The organism is Acidovorax sp. M2(2025) (assembly GCF_049330835.1).
GTDB lineage: Bacteria > Pseudomonadota > Gammaproteobacteria > Burkholderiales > Burkholderiaceae_C > Acidovorax.
The window spans coordinates 3,341,130-3,364,764 of sequence record NZ_CP186262.1; the positions used below are offsets into that span (position 1 = coordinate 3,341,130).

At 68.4% G+C, this 23,635-nt stretch carries 18 protein-coding genes, 2 tRNA genes and 1 riboswitch; of the genes, 13 read left to right on the forward strand and 7 right to left on the reverse strand.

The window, feature by feature from the left end; genetic code table 11:
* Complete coding sequence (gene rnr, locus ACOYR3_RS15495; RefSeq protein WP_422843234.1) at window positions 1-2,337, reverse strand: ribonuclease R; 2,337 nt, start codon at window positions 2,335-2,337, stop codon at window positions 1-3.
* A 19-nt stretch (window positions 2,338-2,356) separates the two neighbouring features.
* On the opposite strand from rnr, the gene ACOYR3_RS15500 reads away from it, so the two are divergent.
* Window positions 2,357-2,441 (forward strand) — tRNA-Leu (locus tag ACOYR3_RS15500).
* A 199-nt stretch (window positions 2,442-2,640) separates the two neighbouring features.
* Window positions 2,641-2,725, forward strand: a tRNA-Leu gene (locus ACOYR3_RS15505).
* 167 nt (window positions 2,726-2,892) lie between these two features.
* Here the strand turns inward: ACOYR3_RS15505 and ACOYR3_RS15510 are convergent.
* Entirely contained in the window at window positions 2,893-5,613 is a 2,721-nt protein-coding gene (locus ACOYR3_RS15510; protein WP_422843235.1) for a DUF349 domain-containing protein, read from the reverse strand.
* A gap of 935 nt (window positions 5,614-6,548) precedes the next feature.
* On the opposite strand from ACOYR3_RS15510, the gene ACOYR3_RS15515 reads away from it, so the two are divergent.
* From ACOYR3_RS15515 to nrdR, 3 genes are all read left to right on the forward strand, one after another.
* Window positions 6,549-7,388, forward strand: a complete 840-nt coding sequence (locus tag ACOYR3_RS15515; RefSeq protein ID WP_422843236.1) for a transglycosylase SLT domain-containing protein — start codon at window positions 6,549-6,551, stop codon at window positions 7,386-7,388.
* Window positions 7,389-7,451: 63 nt separating this feature from the next.
* A riboswitch (ZMP/ZTP riboswitch) is annotated at window positions 7,452-7,603 on the forward strand.
* Window positions 7,604-7,638: 35 nt separating this feature from the next.
* The gene (glyA, locus tag ACOYR3_RS15520; RefSeq protein ID WP_422843237.1) at window positions 7,639-8,883 is read left to right on the forward strand and encodes a serine hydroxymethyltransferase; all 1,245 of its coding nucleotides are present in this window, start codon (window positions 7,639-7,641) and stop codon (window positions 8,881-8,883) included.
* A gap of 18 nt (window positions 8,884-8,901) precedes the next feature.
* Window positions 8,902-9,351, forward strand: a complete 450-nt coding sequence (nrdR, locus tag ACOYR3_RS15525; protein ID WP_291485022.1) for a transcriptional regulator NrdR — start codon at window positions 8,902-8,904, stop codon at window positions 9,349-9,351.
* A 160-nt stretch (window positions 9,352-9,511) separates the two neighbouring features.
* Here nrdR and ACOYR3_RS15530 read toward each other — a convergent pair whose 3' ends face one another.
* Both ACOYR3_RS15530 and aroC read right to left on the reverse strand, forming a co-directional pair.
* Complete coding sequence (locus ACOYR3_RS15530) at window positions 9,512-11,350, reverse strand: bifunctional metallophosphatase/5'-nucleotidase (RefSeq protein ID WP_422843238.1); 1,839 nt, start codon at window positions 11,348-11,350, stop codon at window positions 9,512-9,514.
* A 116-nt stretch (window positions 11,351-11,466) separates the two neighbouring features.
* The gene (gene aroC, locus ACOYR3_RS15535; RefSeq protein WP_422843239.1) at window positions 11,467-12,564 is read right to left on the reverse strand and encodes a chorismate synthase; all 1,098 of its coding nucleotides are present in this window, start codon (window positions 12,562-12,564) and stop codon (window positions 11,467-11,469) included.
* Between the two features lie 122 nt (window positions 12,565-12,686).
* On the opposite strand from aroC, the gene ACOYR3_RS15540 reads away from it, so the two are divergent.
* Window positions 12,687-14,924 carry a sensor domain-containing protein gene (locus tag ACOYR3_RS15540; RefSeq protein WP_422843240.1) on the forward strand — a complete coding sequence of 746 codons (2,238 nt, stop codon included), beginning with the start codon at window positions 12,687-12,689 and terminating at the stop codon, window positions 14,922-14,924.
* Between the two features lie 37 nt (window positions 14,925-14,961).
* Here ACOYR3_RS15540 and ACOYR3_RS15545 read toward each other — a convergent pair whose 3' ends face one another.
* Window positions 14,962-15,411 (reverse strand): CBS domain-containing protein, encoded by a 450-nt coding sequence (locus tag ACOYR3_RS15545; protein ID WP_291485014.1) that lies wholly within the window; start codon window positions 15,409-15,411, stop codon window positions 14,962-14,964.
* A 104-nt stretch (window positions 15,412-15,515) separates the two neighbouring features.
* Here ACOYR3_RS15545 and ACOYR3_RS15550 point away from each other — a divergent pair, with 104 nt between their 5' ends.
* The 3 genes from ACOYR3_RS15550 to ACOYR3_RS15560 all read left to right on the forward strand — a co-directional run bounded on the left by ACOYR3_RS15550 (window position 15,516) and on the right by ACOYR3_RS15560 (window position 18,170).
* On the forward strand, window positions 15,516-16,826 hold the full coding sequence (locus ACOYR3_RS15550) for an O-acetylhomoserine aminocarboxypropyltransferase (protein ID WP_422843241.1): 1,311 nt from the start codon (window positions 15,516-15,518) through the stop codon (window positions 16,824-16,826).
* A 2-nt stretch (window positions 16,827-16,828) separates the two neighbouring features.
* Window positions 16,829-17,647 carry an alpha/beta fold hydrolase gene (locus tag ACOYR3_RS15555; RefSeq protein ID WP_422843242.1) on the forward strand — a complete coding sequence of 273 codons (819 nt, stop codon included), beginning with the start codon at window positions 16,829-16,831 and terminating at the stop codon, window positions 17,645-17,647.
* A gap of 163 nt (window positions 17,648-17,810) precedes the next feature.
* Window positions 17,811-18,170, forward strand: coding sequence for an Mpo1-like protein (locus ACOYR3_RS15560; protein ID WP_422843243.1), 360 nt, complete (start codon window positions 17,811-17,813; stop codon window positions 18,168-18,170).
* A gap of 71 nt (window positions 18,171-18,241) precedes the next feature.
* Here ACOYR3_RS15560 and ACOYR3_RS15565 read toward each other — a convergent pair whose 3' ends face one another.
* On the reverse strand, window positions 18,242-19,537 hold the full coding sequence (locus ACOYR3_RS15565) for a YihY family inner membrane protein (protein WP_422843244.1): 1,296 nt from the start codon (window positions 19,535-19,537) through the stop codon (window positions 18,242-18,244).
* A gap of 21 nt (window positions 19,538-19,558) precedes the next feature.
* Here ACOYR3_RS15565 and ACOYR3_RS15570 point away from each other — a divergent pair, with 21 nt between their 5' ends.
* The 3 genes from ACOYR3_RS15570 (at window position 19,559) to ACOYR3_RS15580 (ending at window position 22,000) form a co-directional block, all read left to right on the forward strand.
* Entirely contained in the window at window positions 19,559-19,960 is a 402-nt protein-coding gene (locus tag ACOYR3_RS15570; protein WP_422843245.1) for a DUF2069 domain-containing protein, read from the forward strand.
* A 100-nt stretch (window positions 19,961-20,060) separates the two neighbouring features.
* A complete protein-coding gene (locus ACOYR3_RS15575) occupies window positions 20,061-21,482 on the forward strand; it encodes an FAD-binding oxidoreductase (protein WP_422843246.1) in 1,422 nt (473 codons plus the stop codon).
* 50 nt (window positions 21,483-21,532) lie between these two features.
* Complete coding sequence (locus ACOYR3_RS15580; protein WP_422843247.1) at window positions 21,533-22,000, forward strand: GNAT family N-acetyltransferase; 468 nt, start codon at window positions 21,533-21,535, stop codon at window positions 21,998-22,000.
* Window positions 22,001-22,121: 121 nt separating this feature from the next.
* Here ACOYR3_RS15580 and ACOYR3_RS15585 read toward each other — a convergent pair whose 3' ends face one another.
* Window positions 22,122-22,661, reverse strand: a complete 540-nt coding sequence (locus tag ACOYR3_RS15585; RefSeq protein WP_422843248.1) for a GNAT family N-acetyltransferase — start codon at window positions 22,659-22,661, stop codon at window positions 22,122-22,124.
* A 194-nt stretch (window positions 22,662-22,855) separates the two neighbouring features.
* Here ACOYR3_RS15585 and ACOYR3_RS15590 point away from each other — a divergent pair, with 194 nt between their 5' ends.
* Window positions 22,856-23,620, forward strand: coding sequence for an SDR family oxidoreductase (locus ACOYR3_RS15590; protein WP_422843249.1), 765 nt, complete (start codon window positions 22,856-22,858; stop codon window positions 23,618-23,620).
* The last annotated feature ends 15 nt before the right edge of the window (window positions 23,621-23,635 follow it).

Genomic DNA, 23,635 nt, shown 5'->3' on the forward strand with positions numbered 1-23,635 from the left:
TCACCCCCGGCGCGGCTTGCGCGCCTTGCCCTTGCTGGCCTTGTCCGCCACCGCTTTCTTGACCGAGGCCTTCAGCGACTGGACAGGCGAACGCGCCGCGCGCTCGCGGGTCAAGCCCGCCTTTTCGGTAGCCGACATCGAAGCGCCTTTGTCTGCCTTGCGGCCACCCGCACGGCCTCCGGCCTTGCGCGCACCGCCGCCAGCCCCATCAGGGCCCATGCCCTTGTCCTTGAGCGCGCGGCCCAGCAGCTCTTCGCCTTCCCGCACCAGGCGGAAGTCGATCTTGCGGCCGTCCAGATCCACGCGGCTCACCTGCACGCGCACCCGGGTGCCGATGGAGTAGCGGATGCCCGTGCGCTCGCCGCGCAGCTCCTGGCGCGCCTCGTCGAACTTGAAGTACTCACCGCCCAGCTCGGTGATGTGCACCAGCCCTTCGACGTACATGGCATCGAGCGTCACGAAGATGCCGAAGCTGGTGGCCGCGCTGACCACGCCGCTGTATTCCTCGCCCAGGTGCTCGCGCATGTACTTGCACTTGAGCCAGGCTTCCACGTCCCGGCTGGCCTCGTCGGCGCGGCGCTCGTTGGCGCTGCAGTGCAGGCCGGCGGCTTCCCAGGCCTGGGTGTCGCGGCTGGCCGGCTTGGCGTCTTCGCGGCGCGGCTTGGTGCCTGGGGCCGCCACGCGCGCGGCAAGGCGCTTGGCCAGCTTGGCATGGGCCTCGCCCGGCGTGGGCAGCGTGGGCAGCTGGTACCGGGTCTTGTTCAGGATGGCCTTGATCACGCGGTGCACCAGCAGGTCCGGGTAGCGGCGGATGGGGCTGGTGAAGTGCGTGTAGGCCTCGAACGCGAGGCCGAAGTGGCCGCTGTTGATGGGCGTGTAGATGGCCTGCTGCATGGAGCGCAGCAGCATGGTGTGGATCTGCTGCGCGTCAGGCCGCTCCTTGGTGGCCTCGGCAATGGCCTGGAACTCGGCCGGCTTGGGGCTGTCGCCGATCGTCATGCCCACGGCCATGGCCTTGAGGTAGTTGCGCAGGATCTCCTGCTTCTCGGGCGTGGGGCCTTCGTGCACGCGGAACAGGCCGGGCTGGCCGCCCTGGGCGATGAAATCGGCACTGCACACGTTGGCGGCCAGCATGGCCTCTTCGATGAGCTTGTGCGCGTCGTTGCGGGTGCGCGGCACGATCTTCTCGATGCGGCCGTTCTCGTCGCAGACGATCTGCGTCTCGGTCGTCTCGAAATCCACCGCGCCGCGCTGCTGGCGCGCCACGAGCAGCGCGCGGTACACGTCGTGCAGGTTCAGCAGGTCCTTCACGCGCTCTTTGCGCTTGCCGGCCTCGGGCCCGCGCGTGTTGGCCAGGATGGCCGCCACCTCGGTGTACGTGAAGCGGGCGTGGCTGAACATCACGGCCGGGTAGAACTGGTATGCGTGGATCTCGCCCTTGGCGGTGATCAGCATGTCGCACACCATGCACAGGCGCTCCACCTCGGGGTTGAGCGAGCACAGGCCGTTGCTGAGCTTCTCGGGCAGCATGGGGATCACGCGGCGCGGAAAGTACACGCTGGTGGCGCGGTCGTAGGCGTCGATGTCGATGGGGCTGCCGGTCTCCACGTAGTGGCTCACGTCGGCAATGGCCACCAGCAGGCGCCAGCCCTTGCTGCGGCCCACCTTGGCGGGCTCGCAGTACACGGCATCGTCGAAGTCGCGGGCGTCTTCGCCGTCGATGGTGACCAGCGGCACGTCGGTCAGGTCCACGCGGCGCTTCTTGTCCTGTGCGCGCACCTTGTCGGGCAGCGCCTTGGCCTCGGCCAGGCAGGCCTCGGAGAACTCGTGCGGCACGCCGTACTTGCGCACGGCGATCTCGATTTCCATGCCGGGGTCGTCCACCTCGCCCAGCACTTCGGTGATGCGGCCCACGGGCTGGCCGAACAGGGCGGGCGGTTCGGTCAATTCAACCACCACCACCTGCCCCGGCTTGGCGGCGCCCGTCGCGCCCTTGGGAATCAGCACATCCTGGCCGTAGCGCTTGTCCTCGGGCGCCACCAGCCATACGCCGCTTTCCTGCAGCAGCCGGCCGATGATGGGCTGCGGCGGGCGTTCGATGATCTCGACCACGCGGCCTTCCGGGCGGCCGCGGCGGTCCTGGCGCACGATGCGCACGCGCACCCGGTCCTTGTGCAGCACGGCCCGCATCTCGTTGGGGGGAATGTAGATGTCGCCTTCGCCATCGTCGCGGATGACGAACCCGTGCCCGTCACGGTGCCCCTGCACGCTGCCTTCGATCTCTTGCGACAAATGCGCAGACGGTTGCGATCCGGGGATGGTTTTTTTGATATACAATCTGAGTCTTTCCTGAAATGCCCAGGTGGCGGAATTGGTAGACGCACTAGTTTCAGGTACTAGCGAGTAACATCGTGGAGGTTCGAGTCCTCTCCTGGGCACCAAGTTTAACGAGAACCTGATGCAGGTTTTCAGAATAAAGAAGCCGCTGCAACCACAGCGGCTTTTTGCTTTGTGGCCCCGGCGTTCCGCGCCGAGGCCGGCGGCCCCATCCAACACGGCGGTTCGCACTTTTTCAGAATTTCTTTGGCAAGTTTTCAAACCACCGAAAAATTTGCTCTATAATTCGAGGCTGATCTGAAAGCCCAGGTGGCGGAATTGGTAGACGCACTAGTTTCAGGTACTAGCGAGTAACATCGTGGAGGTTCGAGTCCTCTCCTGGGCACCACAACATTAAAAAGCCGCTGCATCCGCAGCGGCTTTTTTGCTTTTGCAACGGCTAATGAGGCCCAACGGGACATAGGGCGGCACAGGCTACGCCTCTGCACGGATACAGCAAGGTGCCGCCGCCCGGCAGCGGCACCTCCACAACCACCCGGACGGCTGGCCAGCGCCCTACTTGCGCAGCAGCGCCTTCAGGACATTTTGCAAACGGCGGGCGCTGCCCGCGTCGCTGGCGCTCGCCAGCACCCGGGCCACGTCCTGCCCCCAAGTCTGGGCGGGCGCGGGGTCGTTGCGGCGGGTCAGCAGCTGCAGCTGCAGCATCCGGCGGGCCGCAATGTGCTCCGCGGGCGTGGGCACTTCGGCGGCCATTTCCAGGCGCAACAGCGCTTCGGCAGCATCCCCCTGGGGACCGGAAGACAGGGCCTGCACCCAGGCGCTGCGCGCCGGAGCCGCCACGGCACCTCCCAGGTCTGACGCTGCGGGCACCAGGGCCGCATCGCGCTTTTCCCAGGCGGTCAGCAACTGGGTCAGGGCCTCGCCGTGGGCCTGCGCCGCCAGCTTCTTCAACGCCAGCTGCGCGTGCTCCATGGCCTCTCGCTGGGCACGGAACGCCGCGTCGCCCAAACGGGGGCCGCGGTCTTCCTGGGCCGCGCCGCGATCGCCAAAGCGGCCGCCGCGGTCGCCGAACCGGCCTTCCGCCCGCGCGCCGCGGCCGGCGTCACGGTCGCCAGGGCGGCCGTCACGGCGGTCGCCCTGGCGCCCCGTGCGGCCGGCCGGCGCCGGGGCATCCTTTTTCATGCCGGGGCGGTCGTCGCCCCGCACCGCCACCACGGGCCGCGCCGCCGGCTTGGCGGGGGCTGCCGCAGGCGCCTGCGATGGTTCCGCAGTCTCCGCAGCGCCCTCGGCAGCCGGCTCGGCCGCTGCGGTGGGCGGCGCGGCGTTGGCAGTGTCCGCAGCCGCCGTAGCGGCCTCCTGCGCCTGGGCTTGTCCGCGCAACGCGGCCTCCAGGGCCTGCATGGCGGCACGTATCTGCTGAGCGTCCCCGGTCGCGTTGGCGGCTTCAAGCGCCTTGGAGGCCTCAAGCACGGCACGGTCGCGCACGCTCAACTCGGTTTCAGCACGTTCGCGGTCCGCGGACTTGCGGTGGAAGGCTTCGTCGATCGGCTTGCGGAACGCATCCCACAATTTCTGCTCATGCTTGCGGTCCAGCGGCACCGCCTGGGCCTCCGCCTGCCAGCGCTGCTGCAGCGCCTTGACCGCGTCAATGCGCAAGGCCGCGGCGCCCAGCGCAGTGGCCTCCTCGATCATTGCGTGGCGGCGAGCCAGACTTTCCTTCTGGGCGGCTTCGAGCGGCGCCGCCGCAGCAGCAATGGCCTGCTTCCACAAGGGCTGCAACTCAGCAAAGATCTTTTCCCCCACATGGCCGCCCTCGCGCCAGCGGTCTCCGAACTGGTGCAGCGCCCGGTTGATGGCTTTCCAGTCCCCCGAGGCGGCGTGTTCCTGAGCCCAGGCCTTGACCTCTTCAATCAGCGCCAGGCGCTGCGCCTTGTGCTCGGCGGCCTCGGTGCGGATCTTGTCCAGCCACACCTCCACCACCTTGTGCGCGGCATTGCAGGCTTCGTCAAACTTCTTCCACAAGGCATGGTTGGGCGCCCCGCCCTGGTCTGCCTGCTTCCACTGGTCGCGCAAGGCGCGCAAGGTTTCCTGCATCTTGCGGCCGCCCAGGGCCTGGCCCTCGGGGCGGTTGAGCAACGCCTCGGCCTTGGCCACCAGTTCCTCCCGGACCTGGTCGGCACTCCAGCGCTGCCAGCCCTGCAACTCTCCAGCAGCCACCAGCGCCGTGTGGACCTGCTGCTCCAGGGCGTTGTCGATGTGCCGGCCATGCACCTTGAGCACGGCGCGCAACGCCGCGGCCGCGCCAGAGCTGGCCTTGCCGTGGCCCTCGGCGGTTTCCTTCTCGAGAACGGCCAGGGCCTCCCGCACGCTTTGCACGGCCTTTTCAACCACCTCGGGCGGGGCCTTGGGCTTGGCGGCCCGCGGGGCCTTGGGGGCCGCGGCGGCCGCAGCGAGTGTCGCCTCGGTAGGCAGCCCACGCGCAGCCCGCAATTCGTCTGCCCACACAGGCACCGGGGGCAGCGGCGCGTTGGCATCCTCCGCCGCAGCGGCGGCCTGGGCAAGTGCCGCCTGGAACGCATCCCACACAACCAGCAACTGGGTGCGCGAGGCGTCCAGCAGCGGCGGAAAGCGTGCCTCGACGCTCACCCAGCTGGCATCGCCCACGAGTTCTTGCGCCTGCTCCTGCCAGCGGGCCACGTCAGCGCGCAACAGTTCGACCGCGCCCTGGGCGTCGCGCCAGGGCTTGGTTGACAGCACTTCAATACGCTGGGCCAGGAGCACCGCGGCCTCGCGCTGCACCTGCACGCGATGCTGCAGGTCTTCGATGACCTTGATGCGGTCGGCCAGCTGCACCTTGAGCACGGACAGCGGCTCGCGCGACAGCGGCGCTCCCGCCTTGGCGGCGTCGCGCTGCCAGGCCAGGGCATCGGCAATATTGAGCTTGGGCGCAGCAAGCAAGGCTTGGGCTTTTTCCGCCCACTCGGCGGCAATCGCCTCCTGGCCCTTGGCGCGGCGGATTTCGTCCAGGCGCTCGCGCACGGCGCGCGCAGCTCCCTTGTCGCGGCCGCTCAGTTCCTTGAACACCTCCTGCAGTTGCTCAGGCGCGGGCTGGGTGGCCAGCCACTCGCGAATGCGGGAGGCCCGCTCCCCGGAGGTGGCGGCGGAAAAGGCGCCGCCTGTCAGCGCATCGAGTGGATGCGGCTCGTGGGTTTTGGCCGGGGCCGGGTTCACTTCAGATGCGTCGGACATTTTGCTGCGGGAAAAAAAAGGAAACATGGGTCCATGAGGATGACAAAGAAGGCGGGCCACCCAGGGCCACCGCCTTGCGGCCACCCCGGCAGGACACCGCCCGTGCCAGGGTAAGAAAGCTGCTATTTTCACCGGGTTTGGCCCCCGGGCGGTACGCCGTGCGCACGCCGGGCCCGAGAGAGTGACCTGGCACAAAACTGCTGCGCGGTGACCGTGGGCCGGCGCGCGGCTCCCGACCAGGCTCCCGGCCTGAGCGCGGTGCGCCGCCCCATTATCACCACACGCGCCCCGTCTCCCGCCGCAGGCTGCCGCAGAAGACTGGCGTAAAAAACAGAAAGCCCGGTGGGCAGGGCCTCAAGGCCTGACCACCGGGCTTGACGGCTGACACAACGGTCTTTGCCATCAGTCCGCATGCGGAGATGAACGTCCACATGGCGGGGAGGCAAGGTATTGCCTCCAGGGGTTTGCCAGGGAAAGCCGCGTCTGCTGCACCAAGGGCACTGCATGCCCATCGGAGGGAGACTGACCTCGTCTGGCGATGCCTGAAACGACAGGCACCTGCACCTTACCAAACCCTGCCGGCCAACTCAACCCGCGTTTTCAATGGTATCCGCACGGGCGATTGAATTTGGCAAGCGGGTCGCGCTCACGCAAGGGAACCCATGGCCTTTCCAGGGCCCAAAACTGGGTTTTTTTACAGATTTTTCATAACTTATTGATATTAAAGTTTTAAATGTTAGTATTGACTCTGCATTTAGTGAACTTCTAGAATCCGCCAGCCCCAAAAACCGGGGCTGGTAACCACCTACCCTCGCTGCCGACCCCGGCTAAGTCAGTGCAGGCCCAACGCCCATCGCAGATGGGCTGCCGCACTTGATGGCGTACCAATCCAGGCGACCCGCAGAGACCCGACCGCCCGTCAGGGCGGCCCCGCTTTTGCGGTGCCTCAGAAAGGAAGAGCTATGACAGCGTCAGGAAAATTGATCTCCGGCGTGCGGACATTTGTGTCCGATGTGACCGATGGTTTTCTTGAAATCACCCACAACAGCTTTGCGCTCATCGGCCTGGCTGTGGCCTTTGTCGTGATCACCCTCACCGCACGGCCCGACTTGCGCGAAGCCGGCGAGACCGAGCTGATGAACTGGCTGCAGGCGCGCCAGGTGCAGATGCTGGGCGTGCCCATCGAGCCGGAGGCCAGCGAGCGCGCCACCGCGGGCAACCCTAAGGACCTGCCCAAGGAGCAGGCCGCCGTCGCCTTCTGGCTCAGCAAGAAGTACCGCGTCGCGCCCGAGCCGCTGAGCGTTCTTGTGGCCGAGGCCTATGACATTGGTGCGCGCACCAAGATTGATCCCACGCTCATCCTGGCCATCATGGCCATCGAGTCCAGCTTCAACCCCTTTGCGCAAAGCGCGGTGGGCGCCCAAGGGCTCATGCAGGTCATGACCACGGTCCACACGGACAAGTACCAGAACTTCGGCGGGCAGTTTGCAGCATTCGACCCGGTCAGCAACCTGCGCGTGGGCGCGAAGGTGCTGCAAGAGTGCATCGCCCGGGCCGGCTCGGTCGAGGGCGGCTTGCGCTTTTATGTGGGTGCCGGCAACCAGGCCGACGATGGCGGCTATGCGGCCAAAGTGTTGGCCGAGCATTTCCGGCTGCGCCAGGTGGCCAACGGCCGCTCCATGCCGACCACGCCGCCGCCGGTGCTGTCCACCCAGGCACCTGCGCTGTCGGTGCCCGTGGCGGCCCCGGCCACTGCGGCGCCGCTGCACGGTGACAAGGTTGCCATGCTCTCCGGGCTGTAAGAACGTGTTTACGTTCTAAGAAGCGGCTCAAGACATTCCGGCCGCCGAGGTGTCGGATACACTAGCGGGGTACGCGACTGGCGATAGGCGCTGCATCCACACACAGGATGTTGCCGCTGACGTGGAAACCAGCAAGAAGCCACTTCTTGTTAACCACTGGGAAGCGTGCCGCACGGGCCACCCGCTGCGTTCAGCCGTTCGCCTGGGCAGCCCTTGTTTCAAGGGACACAAGTTCATAGGACTGCCAATCATGTACGACCGCAAAATTCTTGTCGAACAGACCGATCCCGAACTCTTTGCCGCCATCCAGGCCGAAAACGCCCGCCAAGAGCACCACATCGAGCTGATCGCCAGCGAAAACTACGCCTCCCCCGCCGTGATGTGGGCGCAAGGCACCCAGCTGACCAACAAGTACGCCGAGGGCTACCCCGGCAAGCGCTACTACGGTGGCTGCGAACATGTGGACGTGGCCGAACAGCTGGCCATTGACCGCGTGAAGAAGATCTTCGGCGCCGATGCTGCCAACGTGCAGCCCCACTGCGGCGCCTCCGCCAACGAGGCCGTGTTCCTGGCCTTCCTGAAGCCCGGCGACACCATCATGGGCATGAGCCTGGCCGAAGGCGGCCACCTGACGCACGGCATGCCGCTGAACATGTCGGGCAAGTGGTTCAACGTGGTCTCCTACGGCCTGAATGCCAAGGAAGAGATCGACTACGACGCCATGGAAGCCAAGGCCCGCGAGCACAAGCCCAAGCTGATCGTGGCCGGTGCCTCGGCCTACAGCCTGCACATCGACTTCGCGCGCTTCGCCAAGATCGCCAAGGAAATCGGCGCGATCTTCATGGTGGACATGGCCCACTATGCCGGCCTGATTGCAGCTGGCGTGTACCCCAACCCCGTGCCGCACGCCGACGTGGTCACCAGCACCACCCACAAGAGCCTGCGCGGCCCGCGCGGCGGCATCATCCTGATGAAGGCCGAGCACGAGAAGGCCATCAACAGCGCCATCTTCCCCGGCCTGCAAGGCGGCCCGCTGATGCACGTGATTGCGGCCAAGGCCGTGGCCTTCAAGGAAGCGCTGACGCCCGAGTTCAAGGCCTACCAGGAACAGGTGGTCAAGAACGCCAAGGTGGTGGCCGAGACGCTGACGCAGCGCGGCCTGCGCATCGTCAGCGGCGGCACGCAAAGCCACGTGATGCTGGTGGACCTGCGCGCCAAGGGCATCACCGGCAAGGAAGCCGAGGCCGTGCTGGGCGCCGCCCACATGACCATCAACAAGAACGCGATCCCCAACGACCCGGAAAAGCCGATGGTGACCAGCGGCGTGCGCATCGGCACCCCCGCCATGACCACGCGCGGCTTCAAGGAAGAAGAGGCCCGCGCCACGGCCAACCTGATCGCCGACGTGCTGGACAACCCGCGCGACGAGGCCAACATCGCCGCCGTGCGCGAGAAGGTCAATGCGCTGACGGCCCGCTTCCCCGTCTACCGCTGATCCGGCGTTTGAGCTCCCATGAAGTGCCCCTTCTGCAGCCACCTGGAGACGCAAGTCGTTGAAACACGGGTGTCTGAAGACGGGGACTTCATCCGGCGCCGCCGCCAGTGCAGCGCCTGCGACAAGCGCTTCACGACGTACGAACGGCCGGAGGTGAATTTCCCGGCCATCGTGAAGAAGGATGGCCGGCGCATCGAATACGAGCGCGGCAAGCTGCTCGCCTCGTTCAACCTGGCGCTGCGCAAGCGCCCGGTGAGCACCACGCAGATCGACACCGCCATTGAGCGCATCGAGGAAAAGCTGCTCAACCTGGGCCAGCGCGAAGTGCTCTCCAGCCGCATCGGCGAGCTGGTGATGCGCGAACTCAAGAAGCTCGACAAGGTGGCCTACATCCGCTTTGCCAGCGTGTACCGCAGCTTCGAGGACATCGACGACTTCCGCGCGATGGTGGACGAAGTCCGCAAGTAAGCGCTGCGCGCCGCCGGACTGCGGCGCGGCTTCCAGATACTCACTTTTTGATAGCTGCTTGCGCACTATCCACGGGCGCTGGCGGCACTTTTTATCTAAATCTCCGCGCCAACGCCCACGTGCCCGCGCGCCCGCGCGCCCCCGCCCTCCTCCGTGCCGCTCAGTGCGCGGTACGGCCCGCGGACGTGATGCGCCCGGTGGCGGGAACGGCCACCGGGCTGCGGTCCCGGAAGTAGGCCTCCAGCGCGTCCAGGTCCAGCGCACCCACCCTGCGGTCCTGGCCCTGGGCCAGCACGGTGAAATGGTCCCCGCCGCTGTCGAGGTAGCTGCTCAGCACCACGCGCACGGGCATGTCATCGCGCAGCGGCGCGCCGTGCAGCACCATGGCGCTGATGCGTGCGCCGGGCGGCTGCGACAGGTCGTACCGGTACGAAAACCCTTCCGACACCGACAGCACCCGCGGCCGTTGCACGGTGTTGCTGCCGCTGGCGAACTGCTGCTCCAGCACCGCGCGGATCTGCGCCCCCGTGAAGGTCTTCACCACGAGCTGGTTGCCAAAGGGCTGCACGGCGTAGAGCTGCCCGTAGCGCACCAGGCCCTGCTCGTCGGGCACCAAGTCGGCCCGCAACCCGCCGGGGTTCATGAACGACAGCTGGGCGCCGCCGTGCTCCGGCGCCCGCGTGGCGTGCAGCTGCGCATCCGCCACCAGATTGCCCAGCGCGCTTTCGTGCGAAGGCGACGGCGTGCGCCGCAGCGCCCCGGCGGCCTGGCCCACGGGCCGCCGGGCCAGGGGAACGGCCGCGGCGCGGTAGGTTTCGACGATCGACCGCACCTGGGGGTCTGCCGCGAAAGACGGCACCACGGCGGTCATGGGGACCGGGCCCTGCGCTCCGGTAAACGCCTCGCCCTGCACGATGACGTTGCGCGCCACCTTGCGCACCACGCGGCGCGTGCGGGTGTCCACGCGCAGCTGGATGTCGGTGACCAGCGTGCCGTACTGGCCGGCGCTGGTCAGCAGGAAGGGCTTGGCCGGGTTCACGCGGCTGTAGTCGCACACGTACGCCTGGTGGGTGTGGCCCGAGACCACCACGTCCACGGCAGGGTCCAGGCGCTCCAGAATGGGCACGATGTCGCCCGACAGGCCGGCGCAGCTCGTCTCCTGCACGCCGGCCGTGGTGCTGCCGCCCTCGTGGATGACCACGGCGATCACATCGGCGCCCTGGGCCTTGAGCTGCGGCACCAGCGCGTTGGCGGTGGCGGCCTCGTCCTCGAAACGCAGGCCCGCCACCCCGGCCGGGCTGACCATGGACGGGGTTCCGCGCAGCGTGAGGCCGATCATCCCCAGCGTGACCGTGGCCCCGCCTTGCTCAAAGCGCTTGAGCCCGGTGGCCGGCAGCAGCGTGCGGCCGTCTTCCTCCCGCACGGTATTGGCGGCCAGGAAGCCGAACTGCGCGCCCGCGAAGGGCTTGCTGATCTGGCAGGGCTGGCGGGCGGTGAACTTTTCGCAGCCCCCTTGCTGCAGGCGCAGCAGTTCACGCCAGCCGCGGTCAAACTCGTGGTTGCCTACGGCATTGAAATCAATGCGCATGGTGTTGACGGCTTCGATCGTGGGCTCGTCCAGGAACAGCGAGGACACCAGCGGCGATGCGCCCACCATGTCGCCCGCCGAGACCACGGCATGGTGCGGGCTACGGGCCTTGAGGGCCGCGATGGCGCTTGCCAGGTACGCCATGCCGCCCGCGGGCACGGCCACCGGCCCCGCCGGCCCGTTCACCGTGTGCGCCATTCGCGGCGGCTCCAGGTTGCCGTGCAGGTCGTTGAAGCCGATGAGCGTGATGTCGAGATGGTCCGGCCGAGTCACTTCGGGCGCGGGCGACAGAGCCCCGCACCCCGCCAGCAGTACCGCCGCAACGCCCACGACGGCAACGACAGCCCCCCGCGCCGTCCGGCCACACCCTTTGTCCACGCTCCCTGCTGCCCAAGCCCGCCAACGGTTCATGCCCTTCCCCTTTTTCTTTGCTTCTTTGCTACACGCCCTAACAAAAAGGCGCGCATTCCTGCGCGCCCTGACTTGTGGGTCTTGCCGGCCTGTGCCGGCCGCCCCGTGGCCCCGTCTCAGAGAAACGAGGCCTGGATGGGCGGCACCGGCGGCACCACGTCGCCGCACTGCGCCCGGTGGCGCAGCGCGTGGTCCATCACCACCAGCGCCAGCAGGGCTTCGGCGATGGGCGCGGCACGGATGCCCACGCAGGGGTCGTGGCGCCCCTTGGTGACGACTTCGGTGCTGTTGCCGTGGATGTCGATGGACTGGCGCGGGCTGATGATGGAGCTGGTGGGCTTGATGGCGATGCTCACCTCGATGTCCTGGCCGGTGCTGATGCCCCCCAGCACGCCGCCCGCGTTGTTGCTCTGGAATCCCTGCGGTGCCATCGAGTCGCCATGCGTCGTGCCGCGCTGCGCCACACTGGCGAAGCCCGCGCCGATCTCCACCCCCTTGACGGCATTGAGCCCCATCATTGCGTAGGCGATGTCAGCGTCCAGCTTGTCGTACAGCGGCTCGCCCAGCCCCACCGGCACGCCCGTGGCCTGCACCCGGATGCGGGCGCCGCACGAATCGCCGGCCTTGCGCAGGGCATCCATGTAGTCTTCGTACGCGGCCACATCGGCCACGGGGGCGAAGAAGGGGTTGCGCTGCACGTGGTCCCAGCTCTCGAACGGGATGGGCATTTCGCCCAGCTGCGTCATGCAGGCGCGGAACTGCACGCCGTGGCGCAGCGCAAGCCACTTCTTGGCCACGGCCCCGGCCGCGACCGTGGGGGCCGTCAGGCGGGCGGACGAGCGCCCGCCGCCGCGCGGGTCCCGGATGCCGTACTTGTGCCAGTAGGTGTAGTCGGCATGGCCCGGCCGAAAGCTCTCGGCGATGTTGCTGTAGTCCTTGCTGCGCTGGTCGGTGTTGCGGATCAGCAGGGCGATGGGCGTTCCGGTGGTCTTGCCCTGGTACACGCCCGACAGGATCTCCACCGCGTCAGGCTCGTTGCGCTGCGTCACGTGGCGGCTGGTGCCCGGGCGGCGGCGGTCGAGGTCGGCCTGGATGTCGGTCTCCTCCAGCGGCATGCCGGGCGGGCACCCGTCGATCACGCAGCCGATGGCCGGGCCGTGGGATTCACCAAAGTTGGTGACTGCGAATAGGGTTCCAAAGGTATTGCCGCTCATGGCGCGGGATTATCCCAGAGCAGCCGCCGCCAACAGGCCCGGCGCCCGCACCGCCATGCCACAAACGCGCTTGGCACGCACGCAGGCGCTTGCTAGCATGCAGCACCCACTTCGGGACGTCCATGCCGCCCTCTTCCCCGCAACCGCCCGCCCCTCCCCTGGCTCCGCGCAACAGCGTCCCCCTGCCGCCCCCGTTGGGGGATGCGCCGCTGCGCAGCGCCCTGGACGCCAGCGACAACGCGATCGTGCTGAGCAACACGGCCAGGCGGGTGGTCTATGTGAACGGGGGGTTCACGCGCCTGTTCGGATTCGGCGCGGGCGAGGTGCTGGGCCGGTACCTGAGCGACGTGCTCCTGGGCCCGCACTCCGACCCGGGGCTGCTGGGCGACATCCGCAGCGGCTTGCAGGCCCAGGGGTACTTCCATGTGGAGACCCTGCTCTACAGCAAGTCCGGCCAGCCCCGCTGGGTGTCGATGATGATCAACGCCTCCGACGAAGCCTCCGGCGGGCCGGGCGGCAGCATCACCGTGCTCACGGACATCACGCTCACCAAGATGCACGAGGTGCTGCAAAAGCGCGTGCTGGAAGGCATGGTCAACGAACTGCCGCTGACCGACCTGATGGCGCTGGTCTGCCGCGAGGTGGAGCGCATCGCCCCCGAGGTCACGGCGTCCATCCTGGCCGTGGATGAACAGGGCCTGCTGCACCCGCTGGCCGCGCCCAGCCTTCCCGCAGACATCTGCCGGGCGCTCGACGGCGTGCCCATCGGCCCGAGCGTCGGCTCGTGCGGCACGGCCGCCTACCGCGGCGAGCCTGTGGTCGTGACGGACATTGCCACCGATCCGCTGTGGGCGGACTACCGTGCCTTGTTCGCACCCAGCGGCATGCGCGCCTGCTGGTCGAGCCCCATCAGCGACCACCGGGGCAAGGTGGTGGGCACCTTCGCGTTCTATTTCCGCGAGCCCCGGGGCCCGGACGCGCTGCACCACCGGCTGGTGGACGTCTGCCTGCACCTGTGCGCCGTGGCCATCGAGCGCCACTCCACCCGCCAGCGCATCCACCAGCTGGCGTTCTTTGACGAGCTTACCGGCCTGCCCAACCGCGCGATGTTCCGTACCAGCGCCGAGCGCGCGCTGGCCGGCTTGCACCAGGACAGCCTGCCCGGCGCGCTGCTGTTCATCGACCTGGACCGTTTCAAGCAAGTGAACGAGACCCAGGGCCATGCCGCCGGCGACGCGCTGCTGTGCGAGGTGGCCAACCGGCTCACGCAATGCCTGCGCGCCCGCGATCTGGTCGGGCGCCTGGCGGGCGACGAGTTCGTGCTGCTGCTGTCGGACTGCGCCACCGACCAGGCCGTGCAGGCAGCGCACCGCCTGCTGGAGGAACTGGCCCGCCCCATGGAGATTTCCGGCCAGGCGCATGTGTGCCGGGCCAGCATCGGCATTGCCATGTTTCCAGAGGACGGCGACGGCATCGACACGCTGCTGCGCCATGCGGACCAGGCCATGGCCCAGGCCAAGAGCGACCACCTGCACAGCCTGCAATTGTTCAGCGCCGAGATGAACCGTTGCGCACAGGAGCGCGCGGCGATGGAGCGCGCCCTGCGCCAGGCGCTGGCCGCCCGCAGCCTGCGCCTGGAGTACCAGCCGCAGGTCCTGAGCTCGTCACCGGCCACGCTGCACGGCCTGGAAGCCCTGGCGCGCTGGCAGCACCCGGACTGGGGCATGGTGCCGCCCAGCCAGTTCATCCCCGTGGCGGAAGAGGCGGGCCTGATCCACGAGCTGACGCTGTGGCTGCTGGACGAAGCCTGCGGCCAGCTGGCCGCCTGGCGCGCTGCGGGGCATGGGATTCCCTGCGTGGCGGTCAACCTGTCGGGACGCAGCTTTCACCAGGCCGAGTTTGCGCAGCAGGTCTGCGCCGCGCTGGAGCGGCACGGGCTGCGCCCCCAAGACTTGCTGCTGGAGATCACCGAGAGCGTGATGATGGACGCGCGCCCCGTGACGCGCGCCAACATCGAAGCGCTGCACCAGAAGGGCTTCAAGCTGTCGCTGGACGACTTCGGAACGGGCTACTCCAGCCTGAGCTACCTGCACCGCCTGCCGATTTCCGAGCTGAAGCTGGACATGGCCTTTGTGCGCGACCTCACCACCAGTTCCACCGCCCGCGCGCTGACCGTCTCGGTGCTCAGCATCGCCCACAGCCTGGGCATGGTGGTGGTGGCGGAGGGGGTGGAAACCCCGGGCCAGCAGCAATGGCTGCAGGCGCACGGGTGCCCCGTCATGCAAGGCTATCTGTTTGGCAAGCCCATGCCGCCCGGGGACGTGGCAGACTGGCTGCGCACCGCCCGCGGCGGCGCCTGAGCGGGCCCACGGGTCGGGCACTGCAGCGCGCTGCGGTTCAGGGCGCGGTCTTTTCCTCAGGCCAGTCGCGGATGTAGGCCTTGAGCATCTTGTTCTCGAAGTTCTGGCTGTCCACCACGGCCTTGGCCACGTCGTAGAAGCTGATCACGCCCATGAGCATGCGGCGGTCCATCACGGGCATGTAGCGGGCATGGCGGTCCAGCATCATGCGGCGCACTTCGTCCATGTCGGTTTCCAGCGTGCAGGTCAGGGGCGCATCGTCCATGGCCGTGCGCACCAGCATCGTGCCCACGCTGCCGCCGTTCTTGACCAGTGCCTGGATGACTTCGCGGAAGGTGAGCATGCCCACCAGGTCGCCATGCTCCATCACCACCAGCGAGCCGATGTCCCGCTCGGCCATCACCGCCACCGCACCCGACAGCGGCTCGTCCGGCGTAGCGGTGTAGAGGGTGTTGCCTTTGACGCGAAGAATGTCGCTGACTTTCATGGTGCTGGGTCTCCGAGGGGGCAGCGGCGCGTGCCGCAGTCTGAATGATCGACGGGAATATAGCCCACAATCCCCGCTGCACTGACAACATGGGAGACACCCCGATGCCCGGCTATTCCGACCCCGGCTTTGACACGCTGGCGCTGCACGCAGGCGCGAGCCCCGACCCCGCCACCGGCGCACGCGCCACGCCCATCCACCTGACCACCTCGTTCGTCTTCGAGTCCAGCGACCACGCGGCCTCGCTGTTCAACCTGGAGCGCGGCGGCCATGTGTACAGCCGCATCAGCAACCCCACCAACGCGGTGCTGGAGCAGCGCGTGGCGGCGCTGGAGAGCGGCGTGGGCGCCATCGCCACCGCCAGCGGCCAGGCCGCACTGCACCTGGCCGTGGCCACGCTGATGGGCGCGGGCAGCCACATCGTGGCCAGCACGGCGCTGTACGGCGGATCGCAGAACCTGCTGCACTACACGCTCAGCCGCTTCGGCATCGAGACCACGTTCGTGAAGCCCGGCGACATCGACGGCTGGCGCGCTGCGGTGCGCCCCAACACCAAGCTCTTCTTTGGCGAAACCGTGGGCAACCCCGGCCTGGACGTGCTGGACATCCCCACCGTATCGGCCATCGCGCACGAGGCTGGCGTGCCGCTGCTGGTGGACTCCACCCTCACCTCGCCCTGGCTCATCAAACCGTTTGAACACGGCGCCGACCTGGTCTACCACTCGGCCACCAAGTTCCTCTCGGGCCACGGCACGGTGGTGGGCGGCATCGTGGTGGACGGCGGCAGCTTCGACTGGGACGGCCCGAAGTCGGCCGGCAAGTTCGCCGAGCTGACGCAGCCCTATGACGGCTTTCACAACATGGTGTTCACCGAAGAAAGCACCGTGGGCGCCTTTTTGCTGCGCGCACGGCGCGAGGGCCTGCGCGACTTTGGCGCCTGCATGAGCCCGCACACGGCCTGGCTGATCCTGCAAGGCATCGAGACGCTGCCGCTGCGCATGGAGCGGCACATGCGCAACACAGAGAAGGTGGTGGAGTTTCTGGCCGCGCAGCCCTTCGTGGCGCGCGTGGGCCACCCGCTGCTGGAGTCGCACGGGAGCCACGCATTGGCGCAAAAGCTGCTGCCGCGCGGCGCGGGCTCGGTGTTCAGCTTCGACCTGAAGGGCAACCGCGAGCAGGGCAAGAAGTTCATCGAAACGCTCAAGGTCTTCAGCCACCTGGCCAACGTGGGCGACTGCCGCAGCCTGGTGATCCACCCAGCCAGCACCACGCACTTCCGCATGAGTGACGACGCGCTGGCGGGTGCGGGCATCCGCCAGGGCACGATCCGCCTGTCCATCGGACTCGAAGACGCCGACGACCTCATCGACGACCTCAAGCGCGCGCTGAAAGCGGCAGAGAAGGCGGGGGCCTGACCATGCACATCCAAGTCAACGGGGCCGCCATCTACTGCTACACCGGCGGCAAGGCCTTCGATGCCGCCAAGCCCACCGTGGTGTTCATCCACGGCGTGCTCAACGACCACAGCGTGTGGGCCCTGCAAAGCCGCTACATGGCCCACCACGGCTGGAACGTGCTGGCCATCGACCTGCCCGGCCACTGCCGCAGTGGCGGCGATGCGCCCGCCACGGTAGAGCAAGGCGCGGACTTCATCGGCGCCCTGCTGTATGCCGCGGGCGTGCAGCGCGCGGCGCTGGTGGGCCACAGCTGGGGATCGCTCATCGCCATGGAAGCCGCCGCGCGCCTGAAGGACCGCATCAGCCATCTGGTGCTGGTGGGCACGGCGTTTCCCATGAAGGTGTCGCCCGCGCTCATCGAGGCGTCGCAAACCGATCCGGAAAAGGCGCTGCGCATGGTCAACGTGTTCTCGCGCAGCACGCTGGCCGCGCCGCCCTCGGCCCTGGGGCCGGGCACCTGGGTGTTTGGCGCCGGCATGGCGCTGGGGCGCAAGGTGCTGCGCAGCAACCCCGCCGTCAACGTGTTCCACCGCGGCTTTGTGGCCTGCGACAGTTACGCGGGCGGCGAGGCGGCCATGGCCCAGCTCACCTGCCCCATTCTCTTTGCGCTGGGCAGCCAGGACCAGATGACGTCGCCCAAGGCCGCGCAGGGCCTCATCAATGCGGCCCGGGCTGCGGGCAAGCAGGTGCAGGTGGCGCACCTGCCCGTGGGCCACAACCAGATGACCGAGGCGCCGGAGGAGACGCTGTTCGCCCTGCGCGACTTCCTCGCGCGCTGAGGGGCCCGCACGCGCCGCGCAGGAGCCCCTGGGTTTTCCCCAGGGCGCCTGCGCCCCCGAATGTCGGCCATGCGACGGTACGGGGATTCCCTGGGGTTCTAGACTGCGCTGCTGGCAAGGCCGCGCCACAGCCGGACCGGCCGCACACGAAGGAGACAACGCCATGGACCTCAGCACGCCCCACCCTGCGCCGGCCCCCGCCGCCGACGGCAAGCCCGATCCGCGCAGCTTCAAGACCTTCGCGGAGTTCTACCCGTTCTACCTCACGGAGCACAGCAACCGCACCTGCCGGCGGCTGCACTTCGTGGGCTCCACGCTCAGCCTGGTGTGCCTGGCCATGCTGGTGGCCACCGGCAAGCCGCAGTACCTGCTGTACGGGCTGCTGTGCGGCTACGGCTTTGCGTGGGTGGGCCACTTCGGGTTTGAGAAGAACAAGCCCGCCAGCTTCAAGCGCCCGCTCTACAGCTTCATAGGCGACTGGGCCATGTACAAGGACCTGTGGACCGGCAAAGTCCCGTTTTGAATAAAATCAGGCTGCAGCGCCCGTCCAGAAAGCGCAAGCAGCTATCAAAACAGAAGCAAATTCAGGCAAATTCAGGCGAGGGGCGGCGCCGGGGCATCGCCCAGGGCATCGGTCGGCACGCCACCCAGCACGTCGGCCACCACCAGCGACTCCAGGCCCGAGCGCTGCCACAACGGGCCCAGGCTGGGCGCGCGCTCCAGCAGCAGCCGGCGCACCAGCGGCGCCAGCGGGGTGGATTGCGGGTCGGCCAGCAGGATGCAGCGCGGCTCCGCCTCGTCCGAGGCCCCTTGGGCCGTGGCTTCCGCCACCTCGCCCACCCAGTCCAGCGCGGTCAGGGCCTCCAGCACCGGCTCCAGCTGCAGGCCGTCCACGCGCAGCGCCTGCGCCAGCTGGCCCGGCCGCAAGCCCTTGGCGGGGGTTTGGCGGGCGCGGTGCAGGGCTTGCAGCACCTCCACCGCCAGCTGGAACGTCCAGCCCGCCACCGTGCCGCGCCGCGCCACGCCCGCCAGCAGGCTGGGCAGGTAGGCGGTGACCACCGCGCCCAGCAGCACGATGACCCAGGCCACGTAGATCCACACCAGCAGGATCGGCAGCGTGGCGAAGGCGCCATACACCACCGAATAGGTGGGCACGGTGCCCAGGTACAGGGCCAGCACCTTCTTGGCCGCCTCGATGCACACCGCCACGAACAGCCCGCCCGTCCAGGCGTGGCGCCATTTCACCGGCGTGTTGGGCACATAGTGGTAGAGCGATGCCATGCCGCCCGCCAGCACCGCGAACTGGATCGAGTCGAACAGCAGCTGCACGCCGTCCGGCAGCCGCTTGACCAGCCCGCCCGAGGCCGACATCACGTACGAGGTGAGCGCCAGGCTGGCCCCCATGAGCAGCGGCCCCAGCGTGATGGCCGCCCAGTAGATGAGCACGCGCTGGCCCAGCGGGCGCAGGCGCTGCACGCGCCAGATATCGTTGAGCGTGCGGTCGATGGTGAGGATCAGCGCCAGCGCCGTCGCCATCACGATGGAAAAGCCCGCAACGCCCAGCCCGCTGGCCTTGGCGGCAAACTGGCTGAGGTAGCCCAGCACCTGGCGCGAGATGCTGTCGGGCACCAGGCTGGTCACCAGCCACGTCTGCAGCGCCCCCTGCAGCTTGCCGAAGATGGGGAACGCCGTGAACACGGCCAGCGCCACGGTGAAGAACGGCACCAGCGCAAGCATGGTGGTGAAGGTGAGGCTGCTGGCCGTGAGCCCCAGATGGTCCTCGCGGAAGCGCTCGCGCAGCGTTTGCGCGGTGGTGCGCCAGGGAAAGTGCGACAGCTCGGCCACCAGCGCTTCAAAGCGCTGCACCGCTGTCTGTAAGGTCAAGGACATGGCCGATATGATGCCAGCCCAATGACCGCATCCTCCGCCACCCCGACCCTGCCCGCATCCACCCCTCCCGCGCCGGCCGTGGCCGCCACCCGCTGGCTGGCCGCGGGCAGCCTGCTGGCGCTGGTGGCGCTGTGCCTGGCGTGGGAGCTGGTGCTGGCGCCGGTGCGGCCCGGCGGCTCGTGGCTGGCCGTCAAGGCGCTGCCGCTGTGCATTCCGCTCGCGGGCATTCTCAAGAACCGCATGTACACCTACCGCTGGGTGAGCCTGGTGATCTGGCTGTACTTCATCGAAGGCGTGGTGCGCGGCTGGGGCGACAAGCCCCCCTCGCAGTGGCTGGCCTGGGCCGAGGTGGCGCTGTGCCTGCTGCTGTTCACCGCCTGCACGCTGCACGTGCGGCTGCGCCAGCGCAACGCAAGGAAATGAAACACCCCCTGAGGCCCTTCGGGCCTTGCGCGGCTGCCCTCGCTCAAGCCGTGGCGGTTTCACAGGCAGCTGAATCACTGACATCAATGCAATCCAAACCATGACCCAACTCATCGACACCCTGCGCGCCATCGTCGGCCCCACCCACGTGATCACCGAAGGCGACCTCACCGCCTGGGAGCAGGACTGGCGCCGCCGCGTGCGCGGCAAGGCCCTGGCCGTGGTGCGCCCGGCCAGCACGGCCGAGGTGGCCGCCGTGGTGAAGGCCTGCGCCGCCAGCGGCACCGCCATCGTGCCGCAGGGCGGCAATACCGGCTTGGCCGTGGGCTCCACGCCCGATGAGTCCGGCACGCAGATCGTGCTGAGCCTCGCCCGCATGAACGCCGTGCGCAGCGTGGACACCGACAACCTCACCATGACGGTGGAGGCCGGCTGCATCTTGCAGAACCTGCAGGAGGTGGCGCGCAACGCGGGCGTGCTGTTTCCGCTCTCCCTCGCGGCCGAGGGCAGCTGCACCATCGGCGGCAACCTAGGCACCAACGCCGGCGGCACACAGGTGGTGCGCTACGGCAACACCCGCGAGCTCTGCCTGGGCCTGGAGGTCGTCACGCCCCAGGGCGAGGTGTGGGACGGCCTCAAGGGCCTGCGCAAGGACAACACCGGCTACGACCTGCGCGACCTGTTCATCGGCAGCGAGGGGACGCTGGGCATCATCACCGCGGCCACGATGAAGCTCTACCCCCAGCCCGCCGCCAAGCTCACCGCCTGGGCCGCCGTGCCCTCCATGGAGCATGCCGTGGCCCTGCTGGGCCTGGCGCACAAGCAGCTGGGCGCGGGCCTCACGGGCTTTGAAGTGATGGGGCAGTTCGCGCTCAGCCTGGTGGGCAAGCACATGCCGCAGCTGCGCGTGCCCTTCCTGGGCGACGAGAACGCGCCGTGGTGCGTATTGCTCGAAAACTCCGACAGCGAATCCGAAGAGCACGCGCGTGCGCGCTTTGAATCACTGCTGGAGACGGCGTTTGAGATGGGCTGCGTGGCCGACGCCGTGGTGGCCGAGAACCTCACGCAGGCGCACCAGCTCTGGCACATCCGCGAGAGCATTCCGCTGGCCCAGGCCGAAGAGGGCCTGAACATCAAGCACGACATCTCGGTGCCCATCTCGCGCATCCCCGCGTTCGTGGCGCACGCCGACGCGGTGCTGCAGCGCGAAATCCCGGGCGTGCGCCTGGTCAACTTCGGCCACCTGGGCGACGGCAACCTGCACTACAACGTGCAGGCCCCGGCCGAGGGCGACGCCAAGGCCTTCCTGCGCGAGCGCGAGGCGCAGGTGAACCACCTGGTCTATGAAGCCGTGGCCGAGTTCGGCGGCTCCTTCTCGGCAGAGCACGGCATTGGCGAACTCAAGGCCGACAAGCTCGAGAAATACCAGTCGCCCGTGGCCCTGGGCATGATGCGCGCCATCAAGCAAGCGCTGGACCCGCAGGGCATCATGAACCCGGGCCGGGTGCTGCAAAAGGCCTGACGCACTCGCGCCGCTGCGCCACCGCCTCCACCGCCAGGGAAAGCTCGCCGATGTCAAACACCGTTTCCGTACGCCCCGTCCAGCCCGGCGACTACGCCGCGTGGCGCCCCCTCTGGGACGGCTACAACGCCTTCTACGGCCGCTTTGGCGCCACGGCGCTGCCGGAGCCCATCACCGAAGCCACCTGGCAGCGGCTCAACGATCCGGCGGAACCCGTGTTCGGCCTGGTGGCGCAGGACGCCGGCAGCGGCCAGCTGCTGGGCCTCACGCACTACCTCTACCACCGCAACACCACCCGCCTGCAGCCCGTGTGCTACCTCAGCGACCTCTTCACCCGCGAAGCCGCACGCGGCCGCGGCGTGGGGCGCGCGCTCATCCAGGCCGTGTACGACGCCGCGCGCGCTGCCGGGTCCTCGCGCGTGTACTGGCAGACGCACGAGACCAACGCTGCCGGCCGCCTGCTCTACGACAAGCTCGCCAAGCACCACGGGTTCATCGTGTACTCGCAAGAGCTGTAACCACCGCCCGCAGCAAGCTATCAAAACAATAGCTGCTCGCGCTTTCACATCGGCCCCTGCAGCGGCTTTTCGCTAAAAATCGGACCGTACGCGCGGCGCCGTTCACTGCGGTGCACGCCGTTCAGAGCAGCTTGCGCAAGGGCTGGCCCCACAGCCCGGCCCAGGCCTTCGCCGCCCCCGCCGGTTCATACCCATTGCGGCGGTAAAAGCCCTGCGCCGTGCGCGTGCTGTCCAGCACCAGGGCCGGCGCACCGCATCGCCGGGCCTCTGCCTCCGCCGCCTGCAGCAGCGCGCGGCCCACGCCCTGGCCCAACACTTCGGGCACCACATAGCACAGCGCCAGCGTGGCCGGCGGCAAGACCAGGGCAAAGCCCACCATGGGCGCATCCACATCCACATCCGCACCCTGACTGCGGCAGGCAGCCCAGGCCATGGCGCCGGGGGCGGACAGCCAGGCGGCGAACTGGGCCGGTGTCTTGTTCGCCAGCCACGCACCCAACACGGCCGGATCGTTGCCATGGTCGGCCGCGCAGCAGCGGGCAATGGATTCGCGCACCACGGCGCAGGCCTGGGCCGCAACGCCCGGCGATGCCTGCGCCACGCGGCGGATGGTGAATGCAGTCACGGCGCCGGTCGGCGGCGCGAGGGGGGATGTGCCCATGCGGGTGCGGCTCCTCTTCTCTTGGCGCGACGGGGGCGCATGCCCCGCGGCGCCCAATCGCAGGTCCGGATCTGGCGCGACGCTGCCGGGCATTCTGCCGAGACTCTGCACCGGGATTACTCACGTCAGGCAACGCTCATGAACCAGTCGGTGCACAGCGTTGCCTTCACTTCATTTTCCACAGGAGCAGATCCATGAAGGTTTTGGCGGGCAAGGTGGCCCTCGTGACGGGCGCGAGCTCAGGCATCGGACGCGCGGCGGCGCTGCTGTTTGCGCAGCACGGCGCCTGCGTGGTGGTGGGCGCGCGGCGCCAAGGCGCGCTGGACGAGCTGGTGCAGCAGATCCACGCCGCCGGCGGCGCTGCGCACAGCGTGGCCGGGGACGTCCGGGACGAGTCGTTCGCGCAGCGCCTGGTGGCGCAAGCGGTCGAGCGCTTTGGCGGCCTGGACATCGCCTTCAACAACGCCGGCACCCTGGGCGAAAGCGGCCCCACGCCCGGCATCTCGGCCGCTGGGTGGCAGGACGCGCTGGACACCAACCTCACCAGCGCCTTCTTCGGCGCCAAACACCAGATTCCCGCCCTGCTGCAGCGGGGCGGCGGCTCCATCGTGTTCACCTCCACCTTTGTGGGCCACACGGCCGGGTTCCCCGGAGTGGCAGCGTACGCCGCCAGCAAGGCGGGCCTCATCGGCCTCACCCAAGCCCTGGCTGCCGAACTGGGCCCGCAAGGCGTGCGGGTGAACGCGCTGCTGCCGGGTGGCACCCTGACCCCCATGGCCCACGCCATGAACGGCAGCCCCGAGGCCCTGGCGCAGGTGGCGAGCCTGCACGCGCTCAAGCGCCTTGCGCAGCCCGAAGAACTGGCCCAGGCAGCCTTGTTCCTGGCCTCGGACGCCTCGTCGTTCATGACCGGCACGGCCATGCTGGTGGATGGCGGGGTCTCGATCAACCGGACGTAAGGTCTTCGCAGGCAG

Excerpts from the sequence above, each read along its gene's own strand:
- ACOYR3_RS15510 (WP_422843235.1), bottom strand. The coding sequence starts at position 5,613 with ATGTTTCCTTTTTTTTCCCGCAGCAAAATGTCCGACGCATCTGAAGTG.
- ACOYR3_RS15515 (WP_422843236.1), top strand. The coding sequence starts at position 6,549 with ATGACAGCGTCAGGAAAATTGATCTCCGGCGTGCGGACATTTGTGTCC.
- glyA (WP_422843237.1), top strand. The coding sequence starts at position 7,639 with ATGTACGACCGCAAAATTCTTGTCGAACAGACCGATCCCGAACTCTTT.
- nrdR (WP_291485022.1), top strand. The coding sequence starts at position 8,902 with ATGAAGTGCCCCTTCTGCAGCCACCTGGAGACGCAAGTCGTTGAAACA.
- ACOYR3_RS15530 (WP_422843238.1), bottom strand. The coding sequence starts at position 11,350 with ATGAACCGTTGGCGGGCTTGGGCAGCAGGGAGCGTGGACAAAGGGTGT.
- aroC (WP_422843239.1), bottom strand. The coding sequence starts at position 12,564 with ATGAGCGGCAATACCTTTGGAACCCTATTCGCAGTCACCAACTTTGGT.
- ACOYR3_RS15540 (WP_422843240.1), top strand. The coding sequence starts at position 12,687 with ATGCCGCCCTCTTCCCCGCAACCGCCCGCCCCTCCCCTGGCTCCGCGC.
- ACOYR3_RS15545 (WP_291485014.1), bottom strand. The coding sequence starts at position 15,411 with ATGAAAGTCAGCGACATTCTTCGCGTCAAAGGCAACACCCTCTACACC.
- ACOYR3_RS15550 (WP_422843241.1), top strand. The coding sequence starts at position 15,516 with ATGCCCGGCTATTCCGACCCCGGCTTTGACACGCTGGCGCTGCACGCA.
- ACOYR3_RS15555 (WP_422843242.1), top strand. The coding sequence starts at position 16,829 with ATGCACATCCAAGTCAACGGGGCCGCCATCTACTGCTACACCGGCGGC.
- ACOYR3_RS15560 (WP_422843243.1), top strand. The coding sequence starts at position 17,811 with ATGGACCTCAGCACGCCCCACCCTGCGCCGGCCCCCGCCGCCGACGGC.
- ACOYR3_RS15565 (WP_422843244.1), bottom strand. The coding sequence starts at position 19,537 with ATGTCCTTGACCTTACAGACAGCGGTGCAGCGCTTTGAAGCGCTGGTG.
- ACOYR3_RS15570 (WP_422843245.1), top strand. The coding sequence starts at position 19,559 with ATGACCGCATCCTCCGCCACCCCGACCCTGCCCGCATCCACCCCTCCC.
- ACOYR3_RS15575 (WP_422843246.1), top strand. The coding sequence starts at position 20,061 with ATGACCCAACTCATCGACACCCTGCGCGCCATCGTCGGCCCCACCCAC.
- ACOYR3_RS15580 (WP_422843247.1), top strand. The coding sequence starts at position 21,533 with ATGTCAAACACCGTTTCCGTACGCCCCGTCCAGCCCGGCGACTACGCC.
- ACOYR3_RS15585 (WP_422843248.1), bottom strand. The coding sequence starts at position 22,661 with ATGGGCACATCCCCCCTCGCGCCGCCGACCGGCGCCGTGACTGCATTC.
- ACOYR3_RS15590 (WP_422843249.1), top strand. The coding sequence starts at position 22,856 with ATGAAGGTTTTGGCGGGCAAGGTGGCCCTCGTGACGGGCGCGAGCTCA.